Raw genomic sequence first — 13,832 nt, 5'->3', positions numbered from 1 at the left:
GTGGCGGCCGTGTGAGGTGTTGGCCGCCGTGGGGCGCGGGGTCGCCGCCTAGGCCTGCTGCCTGCGCAGGAGGTGGTCGCGAGCCCTTGCGTCACCCGGGCCGCCGCGGGCCGCGAGGCCCGCGGCGATCCGGTCCCGGACTTCGGCCGGCTTGTGGTTCGCGTACTTGAACTTCGCCCGTACGTCCGTCACTTCGAGACGCAGGACGCGAATGCCGGCCAGCATCCTGCCGTACGGGGCCTCACCCGCCGCAGCCCGTGCGGAGCCGCCCCGGGGCTGGAAGTGGTCGACCTGGCGGTTGAGCAGTGCTGCCTTCTCCGCCGGGTCGTCCACCACATGGGCACGGCAGCGGAGCTGTACGGCCGTGTAGAAGCTCGTCGGGGTGCCGTGCCCGGGCGGGACGTCCGGGGCGGCCTGCCAGGGTCCGGGTACGAACACGTAGTCGTCGACCACGCTCAGCAGGACCTCCGGGTCGGCCTCCAGTGCGGGCCAGAGCGGATTCGGGCGGGCGAGATGGGTGACGATCTCGCGGCCCTCGGCGTCGTAGGCGAAGTGCAGGGGCTGGACGTGGGGCGGTTCGCCGGGCAGGCCGTTGACGGCGAGCTGGCCGAAGTCGTGACCGGCCAGCCACTGTTGCCACTCGGCGTCGTCGCGGGGCGCGTCCCAGGGGTGGACCAGCATCACAGGGCCCCGAGGTAGCCGGGCAGTTCGGTGCCGGGGGCCAGGCCGGGGTCGGAGACCGGGGTGCCGTAGGCGCGCCGCACCGGGACGACGCCGGCCCAGTGGGGGAGGGCGAGGTCCTCCGGTTCGTCGTTCACGCCGCCGGTGCGCAGCTTCGCCGAGACCTCGTCCAGGTCCAGGCGGATCACGGCGGTCGCGGCGAGTTCCTTCTTGTTGGCGGGGCGCGAGTCGGCGGAGCGGCCGGGCACGACGTGGTCGACCAGCGCGTCCAGGGCCTGCCGCTTCTCGGCGGGGTCCGTCACGTCGTGGGCGACGCCGTGCACCACGACCGAGCGGTAGTTGATCGAGTGGTGGAAGGCCGAGCGGGCGAGGACCAGACCGTCGACGTGCGTGACCGTCAGGCAGACCTCAAGGCCCGGGCTGGACTGACCGGCCGCCCGCAACGGGCGCGAGCCCGTCGAACCGTGCACGTACAGCCGCTCGCCGACCCGGGCGTACAGCGTGGGCAGTACGACCGGCGCGCCGTCGCGGACGAAACCGAGGTGGCAGACGTAGGCCTCGTCGAGTATCGCGTGCACCAGGTCCTTGTCGTACGCGGCCCGGTCCGGGGAGCGGGTGGGGACGGTGCGGTCGGTCGGGGTGTAGCCGGTCTCGGGCTGCGACGGCGTCTGCGCGGTCCCCTGCATGGCGCTCTCCATTGCACTAGTGCATAATTGTCTTTGTGCTAGGAGAGTATCGGATCAGTGGGCGTCGTGCAGCGGACATTTCCGCGAGCATCGAGCGCGCGGTGGGAGCCGGTGAGCTGCCGCCGGGCCAACTGCTGCCTCCTATGCGGGAGTTGGCGGAACGGCTGGGGGTGAATCCCAACACGGTCGCGGCCGCGTACCGGACCCTGCGCGAGCGCGGGGTCATCGAGACCGCAGGCCGGCGGGGCAGCCGGGTGCGGCCCGCGCCGGCGACGACCGGGCGGGAGCACATCAGGGTGGACGTCCCCGAGGGCGTGCGGGACGTCGCACAGGGCAATCCGGACCCGGCGCTGCTGCCGCCGCTCGCGGGCGCCTTCGCGGCGGCGGCCGCCGAGGGCGACCGGGCGCCCGTGCTCTACGGGGACACCGCCGTGGAACCGGAGCTGGCCCGCCTCGCGCGGGCCGGCCTCGACGCCGACGGGGTGCCGGAGGGGCCGGTCGCCGTGGTCTCCGGGGCGCTGGACGGCGTCGAACGGGTGCTGGCGGCCCACCTCAAGCCCGGCGACACCGTCGCCGTGGAGGACCCCGGCTGGGGCCGCACCCTCGATCTCGTGCCGGCGCTCGGACTGCGGACCGTCCCGGTGGGGGTCGACGACGAGGGGCCGCGCGCGGAGGATGTGCGCCGGGCGCTGGAGGCCGGGGCACGCGCCCTGATCGTGACGGACCGGGCGCAGAACCCGACCGGCGCGGCGATGAGCGCGCCGCGCGCGCGTGTCCTGCGGGCCGTGCTCCGGGAGCACCCGGAGGTCCTGCTGATCGAGGACGATCACGGACACGGCATCGTCGACCTGCCGCTGCACCCGTTGGCCGGAGTCACCCGGCACTGGGCGTTCGTCCGCTCGGCGGCCAAGGCCTACGGCCCCGATCTGCGTCTCGCCCTCCTCACCGGCGACGCCCTCACCGTGGACCGGGTCCTTGGCCGGCACCGGCTCGGACCGGGCTGGGTCAGCCGGCTGATGCAGCGGGCCCTGGTGCGGCTGTGGGCCGACGATGTGGTGGACACGGCCGAGGTGGCGGCGTCGTACGGGAGGCGGCGGGACGCGCTGATCAACGCGCTCGAACGGCGCGGAGTCGTGGCGCACGGGCGCAGCGGCATGAACGTGTGGGTGCCGGTGCCGGACGAGACCGGCGCCGTCGCCCGGCTGCTGCACGCCGGCTGGGCCGTGGCCCCCGGAGCCCGTTTCCGGCTGGCCGCCCCGCCCGGCATCCGGGTCACCGTCTCGACGCTCGCCGGAGGCGAGATCGAGACGCTGGCCGACGCGATCACGTCGGCGGTCGGTCCCGCTCCGGCGCGCAGCTACGACTGAGACAGGGGCTCAGGCCCACGGCGGCGGCGGGGCTGGATCGCGGGCCATGGTGCGGAACTACGACTGGGTTGCGGCTCCCGGCCCCCGGACCTGCGCGCAGCTACGGCCGTGGCGCCGGCCCCCGCGGTGGCGTGACCGAGGCGCCGGCCGTGGCCGCGGGTGCCGTGTCCCCTTGGGGCTGGAGCTGGAGCTGGAGATCCGGGCCGGGGCTTCCGGGTTCGCGAGGGGCGACGGGGGCGCGGAGTAGGCCCTCCGCCCGTGAGGCCACGGCTGGGGCTGGGACGCGCGGCCCGGCCGTTGGGCCCTGCGGAGGTGACGTCTCCCTGGAGTTGGGGCGCGGAGACTCCATCGGGGTCTGCGGGGCCGCGCGCGGCCACGGCCGGGACGCCGCCCTGGCGTCGAGCCCCTGCCCGGCTACGGCCGGGATGGCCGGTGGGGCCTCGGGCGGATCTGGGTGAGTGCGGCTCCCGTCAGGACGATCGCCGCACCGACCGGGGTCGACCACGTGAGCGCCTCGCCGAGGAGGGCCACGCCCGCGGCTGTGGCGATGACCGGGATGAAGTACGTGACCATCTGGGCGGTCGTCGGGCCGACCTCGGCGACCAGGCCGTACTGGAGGAGCACCGCCAGCCCTGTGCCCAGGGCGCCCAGGGCGGCGATCGCCAGCAGCGGCCCGACGGACAGGCGGGTGGGCAGGGTCGTGAACAGCGGGGTGACCACCGCCAGTTGGACCGTCGCGAGCAGCAGCTGGGCTCCGGTCATCGACAGGTGGGAGTCGCCGGTTCCGGCCAGCGTGCGGCGGACGTAGATCCAGCCGATCGGGTAGCTGAGGGAGCCGAGCAGGGCCAGGGCCGTCCCGGTGCCGTCCAGGCCGTGGAAGCCCTGCCACGCGCCCAGTACCGTGAGCACCCCGAGGAAGCCGAGGCCGAGCCCGGCGACCCGCACCCGGGTCGGGCGGTCCTCCGACAGGGCGACCAGCGACAGCGCCATGCCCCACAGCGGCGAGGTCGCGTTGCAGATGCCCGCCAGCGTGGACGGGATGGTCAGCTCGGCGTACGCGAACAGCGAGAACGGCAGGGCGTTGAGCAGGAACGCGGCGACCGTCAGATGCCCCCAGACCCGAATTCCGCGGGGCAGCCGCTCACGGCGCACCGCCATCGCGGCGGCCAGCACCGCCGTGCCGAACAGCAGCCGGCCGAGCGTCACCTGGAACGGCGCGTAGGCCCCGGTGCCCACCTTGATGAGGAGGAAGCTGAAGCCCCAGATCAGGGACAGGGCGGCGAACCGGAGGCGCCAGTCGAGGCGGCGGCGGGCCGGTGCGGACGGGGCGCCGGCGAGCCGGCCGGTCGGTGTGGTGACGGTGCTCATGGCAGCCACGATGGGGCCACGGAACCTCTTAGCACAATCGAGATTTCGCACCCGATACTGCGTAGCATTGCTTACATGTTGAATCTGGAGCGCCTGCGTACCCTCGATGCCCTCGCCCGGCACGGCTCGGTCAGCGGCGCGGCCGAGGGGCTGCACATCACCACGTCCGCCGTCTCGCAGCAGCTCTCCAAGCTGGAGCGCGAGGTCGGGCAGCAGCTCCTCGCCAAGAACGGGCGGGGCGTGCGGCTCACCGACGCGGGCCGGCTGCTCGCCGAGCACGCCGCACGCATCCTGTCCCAGGTCGAACTCGCCCAGTCGGACCTGGAGGCACAGCGCGGGCAGGTCGTGGGCGAGCTCAGACTGTCGGCGTTCCCGACGGCCGCGCGGGGGCTGTTCCCCCACGCGCTGGCCGCGCTGCGCGAGCAGCACCCCGCGCTCCGGCTGCGTTCCTGCGAGCTCGAACCGGAGCTCGGCATCGCCGGAGTCGTGCGCGGTGACCTCGACCTCGCAGTGGTGCTCGACTGGTACAACAAGCCGATGGCGCTGCCCGACGGGCTGGTCAAGGCCTCCATCCTGGACGACCCGGCCGAGGTCGCCGTGCCGGTGGCCCACCGGCACGCGGCGCGCGAGGAGGTGGACCTCGCCGAGTTCGCCGACGACGAATGGATCACCTGGGGCGAGGGCGAGTTCTGCCACGAGTGGCTGATGTTCACCCTGCGCTCCAAGGGCGTCGAGCCGATCGTCGGCCACCGCGCCGCCGAGAACCACACCCAGCTGGCGCTGGTCGCCGCAGGGCTCGGGGTGTGCATCGCCCCCGTGCTCGGACGCCGTCCCGTGCCCGCAGGGGTTGTGACCGTGCCCCTCAGGCAGCGCGTCCGGCGGCACGTGTACGTCGTCTGGCGCGCGGACGCGGACCGCCGCCCGTCGATCCGGGCGGCGGTGCAGGCCCTGCGGGCGGCGGGGGAGAGCGTCGGCTGACGTTCCGGGACGGCCGCTGCCCGGCCCTCGGCCGGCGGTTCGGGGGAGCGGCTACTGCCCGGACAGTTTGCGGAAGTCCCAAGAGACGATCTTCTCCGGCGTCAGCCGGATCCAGGCGTGCCGGCCGTCGTGCGGCATCTCCTCCAGGCCGAAGTTCTTCCGCGCGAACAGCGTCTCAGGGACGTCGAGTTCGGCGCGCAGCTCACCCGTGCGCGGTATCTCGCCCACGAACTCGACCGTGCCGGACAGCTCGGCGCCGCGCAGCTCGTCGTACTCCTCGCCGGTGTCGACCACGATCGCCACCCGCGGGTCGCGCCGCAGATCGGTCCAGCGCTTGCTGCGCACGACCGAGTACAGCCACATCGACGTGCCGTCCCAGGCGAACCACAGCGTGCTCACGTGCGGTGCGCCGCCGACCGACACCGTGGCGACCCGGCAGGTGCGCTGGGTGGTCAGGAAGTCGTCCAGCTCGCCCGGCGTCATCATGATCTTCCGGCCTCTGCGCTGCTGCGTCACAGTCATGCTCCCCCTCTTTCTCCCACGTCGTGCCAGAGGAGATCCTCTGACATCACGTCAGAAAAGGATGGGTTCTCTTCCGTCCGTGCGCAATGGTGGTTACGCTCGCCCGCCCAGCCGCCGGTGACAGGGGGAACCGTGCCCTCGTACGAAGCGCTCAGCGAACTCCTCGACCCGGGCACCACCGTGCTGCTCACCGTCGAGTGCCAGGAGGGCGTGGTCGGGGCGGACAGCGCCCTGCCCGAACTCGCCGAAGAGGCACGCGCCGGCGGTGCCCTCGCCAACGTCGCCCGTCTGGTGGCGGCCGCCCACGCAGGGGGCGTCCAGGTCGTGCACGCCGTCGCCGAGCGGCGCCCCGACGGCCGCGGGGCCAGCCGCAACGCCCGGCTCTTCCGCGCCGCGGCACGCCTGCCCGTCCAGCAGGTGGCCGGCACCCCGGCGGTGCGGGTGGCGGCCCCGATCGAGGCCGCCGAAGAGGACCTCGTCGTACGGCGGCTGCACGGGCTGTCACCCCTGACGGGCACCGACGTCGACCCGCTGCTGCGCAACCTCGGCTGCCGCACGCTGATCGTCACCGGGGTCTCGGCCAACGTGGCCGTGCCCAATGCGGTGTTCGACGCCGTGAACCGTGGCTACACCGTCGTCGTCCCGGCGGACGCCATCGCGGGGGTGCCTTCCGACTACACCCCCGCGATGATCCGCCACACCCTCGCGTTGGTCGCCACGGTCGCGACCACGGACGAGGTACTGGCGTGCCTGGAGCGATCGGGCTGAATCAGGCGAGCGTGATGGAGTCGCCGTTCACCGTCACCTTCTTCGCCTCCAGCGGCTTGACCGCGGGGCCCTTCTTCACGCTGCCGTCGAGGACGGAGAACTGACTGCCGTGGCAGGCGCAGGAGATGACGTCGTCCTTGAGGTCCACCATCGGACAGTTCTGGTGGGTGCAGATCGTCGAGAAGGCCTTGTAGTCGCCCGCGGCCGGCTGCGAGACCACCACCTTCTCGTCCTTGAAGATCTTGCCGCCGCCCTCGGGGATGTCGGTGGTCTTCGCGAGCGCCGCACCACCGGCTCCCGCTCCGGCGGACGAGCCGCCCCCGTCGTTCGTCGCGCCGCCGCCCTGTTCGGTGGACGGGTCGGACGCCTTGTCGTCCGACCCGCACGCCGTCAGCGCCACGGAGAGCCCCGCCGCGCCAACCGCCGCCACGACGGTGCGGCGGCTCGGTCCCGACATCGGCTGAACTGATTCGCTGGTCATGCTGACGTTCCTTCCGGGGGTTTCGTGATCTGCGGAGAGGTACGGCCCTTGCGGACCGGCTGTTCAGACCCTGCCGAAATCCTGGCCCGTTCACGGAAGGACACGGGTAAAGCGGAGCTGTCGGTTGGCTGTCGGGTTCCGGCCCGGTGCCGCGAGGCCGTCGCCGGGACCGCCGCACACGTCAGTAACCTGGGACGATGCTCAAGGAAGTGATCGCGACCCGTTTCATCGCGCCGCTGCGCGAGGGCGGTTCGCTGCCGGGCCTGGTCGAGGCCGACGACTCCGGCACCTACGTCCTGAAGTTCACCGGTGCGGGACAGGGCCGCAAGACCCTGGTCGCCGAGGTCGTCTGCGGCGAACTCGCCCGCCGGCTCGGACTGCGGATGCCGCGCCTGGTCACCGTCGAGCTCGACCCGGAGCTCGGTCTTGGCGAACCGGACGAGCAGGTGCAGAGCCTGCTGAGGTCCAGCGGCGGCACCAACCTCGGCATGGACTTCCTCTCCGGCGCGCTCGGGTTCGACCCGCTCGCGTTCCCGGTGAGCCCCGAGGAGGCAGGCCGGGTGGTCTGGTTCGACGCGCTGATCAACAACGTCGACCGGTCCTGGCGCAATCCGAACCTGCTGAGGTGGCGGGGCGAGCTGTGGCTCGTCGACCACGGCGCGACGATGATCTGGCACCACAACTGGCCCGGCGTGGACGCCTCCGCGGCCCGCCCGTACGACGCCTCCGACCACGCGTTGGCGTCCTTCGCGCCCGATGTCGCCTCCGCCGCGGCCGAGTTGGCGCCCCTGGTCACGGAGGAACTCCTCGCCGACGTCACCGCACAGATCCCCGACGCCTGGCTCACGGACGAACCCGGCTTCGCCGCGCCGGACGACCTGAGGCAGGCCTACGCGCGCCCGCTGCTCGCCCGGGCCGCCGCCATCCACGACCGCATCCAGGGGCTGAAGTGAACGACCGGCACATCATCAAGGGCGGACCGCGGAACCGCCACGTCTACGAGTACGCCGTCCTGCGCGTCGTCCCGCGCATCGAACGCGGCGAGTGCGTCAACGCCGGGATCCTCGTCTACTGCCGTGCCGAGGCGTACGTCGGTGCCCGTACCCACCTCGACGAGACCCGCCTGCTGGCCCTGGATCCCCGGGCCGACGTGGCCGGGGTCCGAGCCGCCCTGAGCGCGGTCGAAAGCCTCTGCGCGGGCGGCTCAGCGGCCGGCCAGGCGGCGTCGGACGACCCGGGCCGCCGTTTCCGCTGGCTCGTCGCCCCCCGCTCCACGATCGTCCAGCCGGGCCCCGTGCACACCGGCCTGACCACGGACCCGGCGGCGGAGACCGAGCGGTTGCTGGACCTGCTGGTGCGGTGACGGACACCGGGCCGGTCCGTCAGTGCCGGCGGCGGCGCCTCACCAGGCAGCCGGCCGCGAGGACGGCACCCGCCGCGAAGGTCAGGCCGATCCCCGTCTCCCAGTCGCTCGGCCCCCAGGCCACCGCACCCCCGGCCCCGCCCCGCACCCCGCGGGAAGGGGCGGTGGTCGCGGGCGCCGTGGTGCCGGACCCGGACGGGCTCGGGGACCCGGAAGGGCTGACGGACGGGCTCGCGGAGCCCGAAGGGCTGACGGACGGGCTCGGGGACGGGGAAGGGCTCGCGGAGGCGGACGGCCGGAGTGGGGAGATGACGCCCGAGCCCACGCGGGGCAACGCCTCGCACGCGATGCCGTCGTCCGGCCCCGGGTCCTCGTCGAGTCGGTGGGGGTCGCCCGGTTCCGCCTCGAAGGCGGCCTGCGCGTCCTCCTGGAAGGCGAAATCACGGCAGTCCAGGTCCTGCCGGGCATGAGCGGCGTCGGCCGGCGGCACGATCGCGGCGATCGCGAACAGCGTGCCGATGGCACCGGTGCGACGGCGCATGGAGCGCCTCCCTTCCGGTCACGGATGGCTCGCGCTTTGACGCTAGGCGCCGAGCGGTGCGGCGGCGCGTGTCCGTAGGCCGATCGGGTGTCCCGGACGGTGCCGTCGGGCAGGGTGGGCCCGGGTGATGGATCACATGCCGCCTCCGGCCGTTGACACCGCGTGCCAGGGCTTCTAGCGTCACACCCACTGAAGGTACTAAGCGGTCGCTCACCTGAGGAGTAGCAGTCATGTCCACCACTGAGCAGCGGGTCGCCGTCGTGACCGGTGCCGCGCGCGGCATCGGTGCCGCCACCGCCGTACGACTGGCCGCCGAGGGCCGCGCGGTCGCCGTGCTCGACCTCGACGAGGCGGCCTGCAAGGACACCGTCGAGAAGATCACCGCCGCGGGCGGCAAGGCCCTCGCGGTCGGATGCGACGTCTCGGACGAGGCGCAGGTCGAGGCGGCCGTCGCCCGGATCGCCGAGGAGCTCGGCGCGCCGACGATCCTGGTCAACAACGCCGGCGTGCTGCGCGACAACCTGCTGTTCAAGATGAGCGTCTCCGACTGGGACACCGTCATGAACGTGCACCTGCGCGGCGCCTTCCTGATGTCCAAGGCCTGCCAGAAGCACATGGTGGACGCGGGCTTCGGCCGGATCGTCAACCTGTCGTCGTCGTCCGCGCTCGGCAACCGCGGCCAGGTGAACTACTCGGCCGCCAAGGCGGGCCTGCAGGGCTTCACCAAGACCCTCGCCAAGGAGCTCGGCAAGTTCGGCGTCACCGCCAACTCCGTCGCCCCCGGCTTCATCGCCACCGAGATGACCAAGGCCACCGCCGACCGCGTCGGCATGGGCTTCGAGGACTTCAAGGCCGCCGCCGCCACCCAGATCCCGGTGGCCCGGGTCGGTGAGCCGGAGGACATCGCCAACGCCATCGCCTTCTTCACCGGCGAGGCGGCCGGGTTCGTCTCCGGCCAGGTGCTGTACGTGGCCGGCGGACCGCTCGACTAAGGGACGAAGAACATGACTTCCGTGGAACTCTCCGGCAAGGTCGCCCTCGTCACGGGCGCCAGCCGCGGCATCGGCTACGGCGTCGCCGAGGCCCTCGTCGCGCGCGGTGACCGCGTGTGCATCACCGGCCGCAACGAGGACGCCCTCAAGGAGGCCGTCGAGCGGCTCGGCGCCGACCGCGCGGTCTACGTGGCGGGCAAGGCGCACGACGAGGCCCACCAGGCCGTCGCCGTCGAGCGCACGATGGAGGCCTTCGGCCGCGTCGACTACCTGGTCAACAACGCGGGGACGAACCCGGTGTTCGGGCCGATCGCCGACCTCGACCTGAACGTCGCCCGCAAGGTGTTCGAGACCAACGTCGTCTCGGCCCTGGGCTTCGCCCAGCGCACCTGGCACGCCTGGCAGAAGGACAACGGCGGTGCGATCGTCAACATCGCCTCCGTCGCGGGTCTGTCGCCCTCGCCCTTCATCGGCGCGTACGGAGTCAGCAAGGCCGCGATGATCAACCTGACGGTTCAGCTCGCGCACGAGTTCGCACCCAAGGTCCGGGTCAACGCGATCGCCCCGGCCGTCGTGAAGACCAAGTTCGCCCAGGCCCTGTACGAGGGCCGGGAGGAGGAGGCCGCCGCGGCCTACCCGCTGGGCCGGCTGGGCGTGCCCTCCGACATCGGCGGTGCCGCCGCGTTCCTCACCTCCGAGCAGTCCGACTGGGTCACCGGCCAGACGCTCGTGGTGGACGGCGGCATCTTCCTCAACGCCGGGACCGGCTGACTCGACGCAGGGACCGGCTGACGCGGACCGGAGCCGAGCACCGGCACGGGCGTCCGTCGACTTCGACGGCGCCCGTGCCGGCGTAAAGGCACGGCAAAGGACGATGACAACGTCGTCAAAGGTTTATCGATCACGCGGTCATGGACGGGGAGGGTCAGGGGGCGCGGCACTGCGGTATGGTCTGCCGACCCTTGGTATGGCAGATCGAGGAGCGTGCGCGTGTTCAAGCGGAACCGGTGCCTGTGGCAGGTGGCGGCCATCGCGTCCATATCGTCCCTGCTCGCCGGGTGCGGCGTGCTGTCGTCCGACACCCCGGAGGACGAAGGGCCGATCGTCGTGGGCACCACCAGCTCACCCAGCACGCTCGACCCTGCCGCGTCGTGGGACAGCTCCTGGGAGCTGTTCCGCAACATCTACCAGACGCTGCTGAGCTATCCGACGGGCGCGAGCACGCCCCAGCCGGACGCCGCCGAGCAGTGCGGCTTCAGCGACTCCTCGAACCAGGTCTACCGCTGCGAGCTGCGCGAGGGCCTGAAGTTCTCCAACGGCGACGCGCTCGACGCCCAGGCCGTGAAGTATTCGTTCGACCGGATCCGCAAGATCAAGGTCAACGGCGGCCCCGCCGGTCTGCTGGGCAGCCTGGAGCGGGTCCAGGCGCCGAACGACCGTGAGGTGATCTTCCACCTCAACAAGCCGGACGCGACCTTCCCGTTCGTGCTCGCCACCCCCGCGATGTCCATCGTGTCCCCGGAGGCCTATCCGCGGGACAGGCTGCGCGAGGGCGACGGCGTGGTCGGCTCCGGGCCGTACACCCTCGACTCGTACGCCGAGGGCAAGGAGGCCGTCCTCGTCCGCAACGACTCCTACACGGGCTTCGCGGAGCGCCGGAACGACGCGGTGACCGTCCGCTACTTCCAGGACTCCGGCGCCATGGTGAAGGCGCTGCGGGACAAGGACATCGACGTGACCTACCGCGGCCTGGCCGCCGGAGACGTCGTCGACCTCCAGAGCAAGTCCTCCAAGGACGAGGAGATCCAGCTCGTCGAGGGTACGGGCACCGACATCAACTACCTGGTGTTCAACCCGAAGGACTCCTGGGCGAACAAGAAGGCCGTGCGCCAGGCCATCGCGCAGGTCGTCGACCGGGCGGCGATCGCCCACAAGGTCTACAAGGACACCGTCGACCCGCTGTACTCCATGGTCCCCAAGGGCCTCACGGGCCACACCACGGGGTTCTTCGACGACTACGGCGACCCCGACGTGGACAAGGCCCGCAAGATCCTCAACGAGGCGGGCATCAACCAGCGCGTCCCCCTCACCTTCTGGTACACGAGCGACCGCTACGGCTCGGAGACGGCCGGGGAGTTCAAGGAGCTGGAGCGCCAGCTGGAGGACTCCGGCCTGTTCACGATCAGCCTGAAGAGCCGCCCCTGGAAGACCTACGTCGAGGGCTACCAGAAGGGCGAGTACCCCGTGTTCGGGCGCGGCTGGTTCCCCGACTTCCCGGACGCCGAGAACTTCATCGCGCCGTTCGTCGGCGACCAGAACGCCCTCGGCACGCCCTACCCGGCCCCCGAGATCACCGGCGATCTGCTGCCCAGGTCGCGCCGCGAGAGCGACCGCGCGAGTGTGGAGAAGGAGTTCGAGGAGGCCCAGCGGATCCTCGTGGACGACGCGAGGCTGCTGCCGCTGTGGCAGGGCCGGCAGTACGTGGCGGCCAGCCGGGACGTCTCGGGCGCCGAGCGGGCCCTGGACCCGTCGACGATCATGATGTTGTGGGAGCTGCACCGCAAGACCGCCTGGTAGCGGGCGGCTTCGGGCTCTCGCGGGGCACGGTGTCAGTGGTCGCCTGTAGGTTCTGTGGCCTGAAGTGACCGCACACCGTGAGGACGTTGACGTGACCGACATCGCCATGCTGCCCGAGTCCTGGCGCGGGGTTCTGGGTGACGAGCTGCAGCAGCCCTGGTTCAAGGAGCTGATGGAGTTCGTCGAGGAGGAGCGGGCGAAGGGTCCCGTCCATCCGCCGCGCGAGGAGGTCTTCGCGGCGCTGGACGCCACGCCGTACGAGGGGGTCAAGGTCCTGATCCTCGGTCAGGACCCGTACCACGGCGAGGGGCAGGGGCACGGGCTGTGCTTCTCGGTCCGGCCGGGGGTGCGGATCCCGCCGTCCCTGCGCAACATCTACAAGGAGATGCACCAGGAGCTGGGCACGCCGATCCCGGACAACGGCTACCTCATGCCGTGGGCCGAGCAGGGCGTGCTGCTGCTCAACGCGGTGCTCACGGTCCGTGGCGGCGAGGCCAACTCGCACAAGGGCCGGGGCTGGGAGAAGTTCACCGACGCCGTGATCCGGGCCGTGGCCGAGCGCCCCGACCCGGCGGTCTTCGTGCTGTGGGGGAACTACGCGCAGAAGAAGCTCCCCCTGATCGACGAGTCCCGGCACGTCGTGATCAAGGGCGCGCACCCCTCGCCCCTGTCCGCGAAGAAGTTCTTCGGCTCGCAACCCTTCACGCAGATCAACGAGGCGGTGGCGGCCCAGGGGCACACGCCGATCGACTGGACGATCCCGAACCTGGGCTGACGCACCCCGCCCGACGGCCGCGCCGCGCCGCGCCGGGTCCGGCGGCGTCCGGAGCCGCCTGAGCCGGATCGCCCTTGCCTGCGGTTAGCGTCGGCGGGAACAGCCGGCGAGTGCGCGGAGGGCGTCGTGGCGGAGCGACAGGAGCAGGCGGCGCCCGATGCCGTGCTGACGCGGATCGGGCAGGTCGTCATGCTGCACCACGCCGGGGACCGGGAGGAGGCCCGGCACCGCTACCTCGGCCTGTGGGCGGAGATCGGCGAGCACGGCGACCCGCTCCACCGCTGCACCCTCGCCCACTACCTGGCCGACACCCAGGACGACCCGGCGGACGAACTGGCCTGGGACCTGCGTGCCCTGACGGCGGCAGAGGAGGCCAGGGAGGAGGCCGTCGCGGTGGCCGAGGTGATCGCCATCTACCCCTCCCTGCACCTGAACCTGGCGGACGACTACCTCGGGCTCGGCCGCCGCGACGCCGCCCGCACCCACCTGCGGTGGGCCCGGGAAGCCGCCGCCGTCCTCGCCGACGACAGCTACGGCGAGGGCGTGTGGGCGGCCATCGCCCGGCTGGAGTCCCGGCTGGGGGAGGGCGGCGCGGACTCCTGGACGCCGCCACGGCAACGGCCCTGAGGCGACCGCGGTGACGCTCCGCGGTGCTGAGGGCTTGGCGCGACCGCCCTGGCGGCCTGCTGCGGCGGCGGCCTTGAGGCGACCTTGCCGGCGAGCCCGACGCGCC

16 protein-coding genes are annotated in these 13,832 nt (G+C 72.3%); 10 read left to right on the top strand and 6 right to left on the bottom strand.

Annotation, left to right across the window (positions count from 1 at the left end):
- Positions 1-48: 48 nt before the first annotated feature.
- On the bottom strand, positions 49-681 hold the full coding sequence (locus GTY56_RS03170; protein ID WP_161362250.1) for an FMN-binding negative transcriptional regulator: 633 nt from the start codon (positions 679-681) through the stop codon (positions 49-51).
- Positions 681-1,367, bottom strand: coding sequence for a pyridoxamine 5'-phosphate oxidase family protein (locus tag GTY56_RS03165; protein ID WP_161362248.1), 687 nt, complete (start codon positions 1,365-1,367; stop codon positions 681-683). Before GTY56_RS03165 ends, GTY56_RS03170 begins: the two co-directional genes overlap by 1 nt.
- A gap of 35 nt (positions 1,368-1,402) precedes the next feature.
- Between GTY56_RS03165 and GTY56_RS03160 the strand changes: the two genes are divergently transcribed.
- Complete coding sequence (locus GTY56_RS03160; protein ID WP_161362245.1) at positions 1,403-2,734, top strand: aminotransferase class I/II-fold pyridoxal phosphate-dependent enzyme; 1,332 nt, start codon at positions 1,403-1,405, stop codon at positions 2,732-2,734.
- A gap of 414 nt (positions 2,735-3,148) precedes the next feature.
- Here the strand turns inward: GTY56_RS03160 and GTY56_RS03155 are convergent, their stop codons facing one another.
- Positions 3,149-4,102, bottom strand: coding sequence for a DMT family transporter (locus GTY56_RS03155; RefSeq protein WP_161362243.1), 954 nt, complete (start codon positions 4,100-4,102; stop codon positions 3,149-3,151).
- Positions 4,103-4,177: 75 nt separating this feature from the next.
- Here GTY56_RS03155 and GTY56_RS03150 point away from each other — a divergent pair, with 75 nt between their 5' ends.
- Entirely contained in the window at positions 4,178-5,080 is a 903-nt protein-coding gene (locus GTY56_RS03150) for a LysR family transcriptional regulator (protein WP_161362241.1), read from the top strand.
- A 51-nt stretch (positions 5,081-5,131) separates the two neighbouring features.
- Here the strand turns inward: GTY56_RS03150 and GTY56_RS03145 are convergent, their stop codons facing one another.
- A complete protein-coding gene (locus GTY56_RS03145; RefSeq protein ID WP_161362238.1) occupies positions 5,132-5,602 on the bottom strand; it encodes a pyridoxamine 5'-phosphate oxidase family protein in 471 nt (156 codons plus the stop codon).
- Positions 5,603-5,734: 132 nt separating this feature from the next.
- Here GTY56_RS03145 and GTY56_RS03140 point away from each other — a divergent pair, with 132 nt between their 5' ends.
- The gene (locus GTY56_RS03140) at positions 5,735-6,370 is read left to right on the top strand and encodes an isochorismatase family protein (RefSeq protein WP_161362236.1); all 636 of its coding nucleotides are present in this window, start codon (positions 5,735-5,737) and stop codon (positions 6,368-6,370) included.
- 1 nt (position 6,371) lies between these two features.
- Here GTY56_RS03140 and GTY56_RS03135 read toward each other — a convergent pair whose 3' ends face one another.
- The gene (locus tag GTY56_RS03135; protein ID WP_161362234.1) at positions 6,372-6,851 is read right to left on the bottom strand and encodes a Rieske (2Fe-2S) protein; all 480 of its coding nucleotides are present in this window, start codon (positions 6,849-6,851) and stop codon (positions 6,372-6,374) included.
- A gap of 197 nt (positions 6,852-7,048) precedes the next feature.
- Between GTY56_RS03135 and GTY56_RS03130 the strand changes: the two genes are divergently transcribed.
- Positions 7,049-7,804, top strand: a complete 756-nt coding sequence (locus tag GTY56_RS03130; RefSeq protein WP_161362232.1) for a HipA family kinase — start codon at positions 7,049-7,051, stop codon at positions 7,802-7,804.
- Positions 7,801-8,214, top strand: a complete 414-nt coding sequence (locus GTY56_RS03125) for a DUF3037 domain-containing protein (RefSeq protein WP_161362230.1) — start codon at positions 7,801-7,803, stop codon at positions 8,212-8,214. Before GTY56_RS03130 ends, GTY56_RS03125 begins: the two co-directional genes overlap by 4 nt.
- A gap of 19 nt (positions 8,215-8,233) precedes the next feature.
- On the opposite strand, the gene GTY56_RS03120 is transcribed toward GTY56_RS03125, so the two are convergent.
- Positions 8,234-8,755 carry an excalibur calcium-binding protein gene (locus GTY56_RS03120; protein WP_161362228.1) on the bottom strand — a complete coding sequence of 174 codons (522 nt, stop codon included), beginning with the start codon at positions 8,753-8,755 and terminating at the stop codon, positions 8,234-8,236.
- Positions 8,756-8,985: 230 nt separating this feature from the next.
- On the opposite strand from GTY56_RS03120, the gene fabG reads away from it, so the two are divergent.
- The 5 genes from fabG (at position 8,986) to GTY56_RS03095 (ending at position 13,726) form a co-directional block, all read left to right on the top strand.
- Complete coding sequence (gene fabG, locus GTY56_RS03115) at positions 8,986-9,747, top strand: 3-oxoacyl-ACP reductase FabG (protein WP_031143260.1); 762 nt, start codon at positions 8,986-8,988, stop codon at positions 9,745-9,747.
- 12 nt (positions 9,748-9,759) lie between these two features.
- On the top strand, positions 9,760-10,518 hold the full coding sequence (locus GTY56_RS03110; protein ID WP_161362225.1) for an SDR family oxidoreductase: 759 nt from the start codon (positions 9,760-9,762) through the stop codon (positions 10,516-10,518).
- Positions 10,519-10,737: 219 nt separating this feature from the next.
- Positions 10,738-12,324 (top strand): ABC transporter substrate-binding protein, encoded by a 1,587-nt coding sequence (locus GTY56_RS03105; RefSeq protein ID WP_161362222.1) that lies wholly within the window; start codon positions 10,738-10,740, stop codon positions 12,322-12,324.
- Positions 12,325-12,415: 91 nt separating this feature from the next.
- Positions 12,416-13,099, top strand: coding sequence for a uracil-DNA glycosylase (locus GTY56_RS03100; protein ID WP_161362219.1), 684 nt, complete (start codon positions 12,416-12,418; stop codon positions 13,097-13,099).
- Between the two features lie 126 nt (positions 13,100-13,225).
- Positions 13,226-13,726, top strand: a complete 501-nt coding sequence (locus tag GTY56_RS03095; RefSeq protein WP_161362217.1) for a hypothetical protein — start codon at positions 13,226-13,228, stop codon at positions 13,724-13,726.
- The last annotated feature ends 106 nt before the right edge of the window (positions 13,727-13,832 follow it).

The organism is Streptomyces sp. SID5643 (genome assembly GCF_009872555.1).
GTDB lineage: Bacteria > Actinomycetota > Actinomycetes > Streptomycetales > Streptomycetaceae > Streptomyces > Streptomyces iakyrus.
The sequence above is the reverse complement of the archived record's forward strand: the minus strand, read 5'-3'. Positions and strand labels throughout refer to the sequence as shown.

Coding starts and splice junctions, on each gene's coding strand:
- GTY56_RS03170 (WP_161362250.1), bottom strand. CDS start 681: ATGCTGGTCCACCCCTGGGACGCGCCCCGCGACGACGCCGAGTGGCAA.
- GTY56_RS03165 (WP_161362248.1), bottom strand. CDS start 1,367: ATGCAGGGGACCGCGCAGACGCCGTCGCAGCCCGAGACCGGCTACACC.
- GTY56_RS03155 (WP_161362243.1), bottom strand. CDS start 4,102: ATGAGCACCGTCACCACACCGACCGGCCGGCTCGCCGGCGCCCCGTCC.
- GTY56_RS03150 (WP_161362241.1), top strand. CDS start 4,178: ATGTTGAATCTGGAGCGCCTGCGTACCCTCGATGCCCTCGCCCGGCAC.
- GTY56_RS03145 (WP_161362238.1), bottom strand. CDS start 5,602: ATGACTGTGACGCAGCAGCGCAGAGGCCGGAAGATCATGATGACGCCG.
- GTY56_RS03135 (WP_161362234.1), bottom strand. CDS start 6,851: ATGACCAGCGAATCAGTTCAGCCGATGTCGGGACCGAGCCGCCGCACC.
- GTY56_RS03130 (WP_161362232.1), top strand. CDS start 7,049: ATGCTCAAGGAAGTGATCGCGACCCGTTTCATCGCGCCGCTGCGCGAG.
- GTY56_RS03120 (WP_161362228.1), bottom strand. CDS start 8,755: ATGCGCCGTCGCACCGGTGCCATCGGCACGCTGTTCGCGATCGCCGCG.
- fabG (WP_031143260.1), top strand. CDS start 8,986: ATGTCCACCACTGAGCAGCGGGTCGCCGTCGTGACCGGTGCCGCGCGC.
- GTY56_RS03110 (WP_161362225.1), top strand. CDS start 9,760: ATGACTTCCGTGGAACTCTCCGGCAAGGTCGCCCTCGTCACGGGCGCC.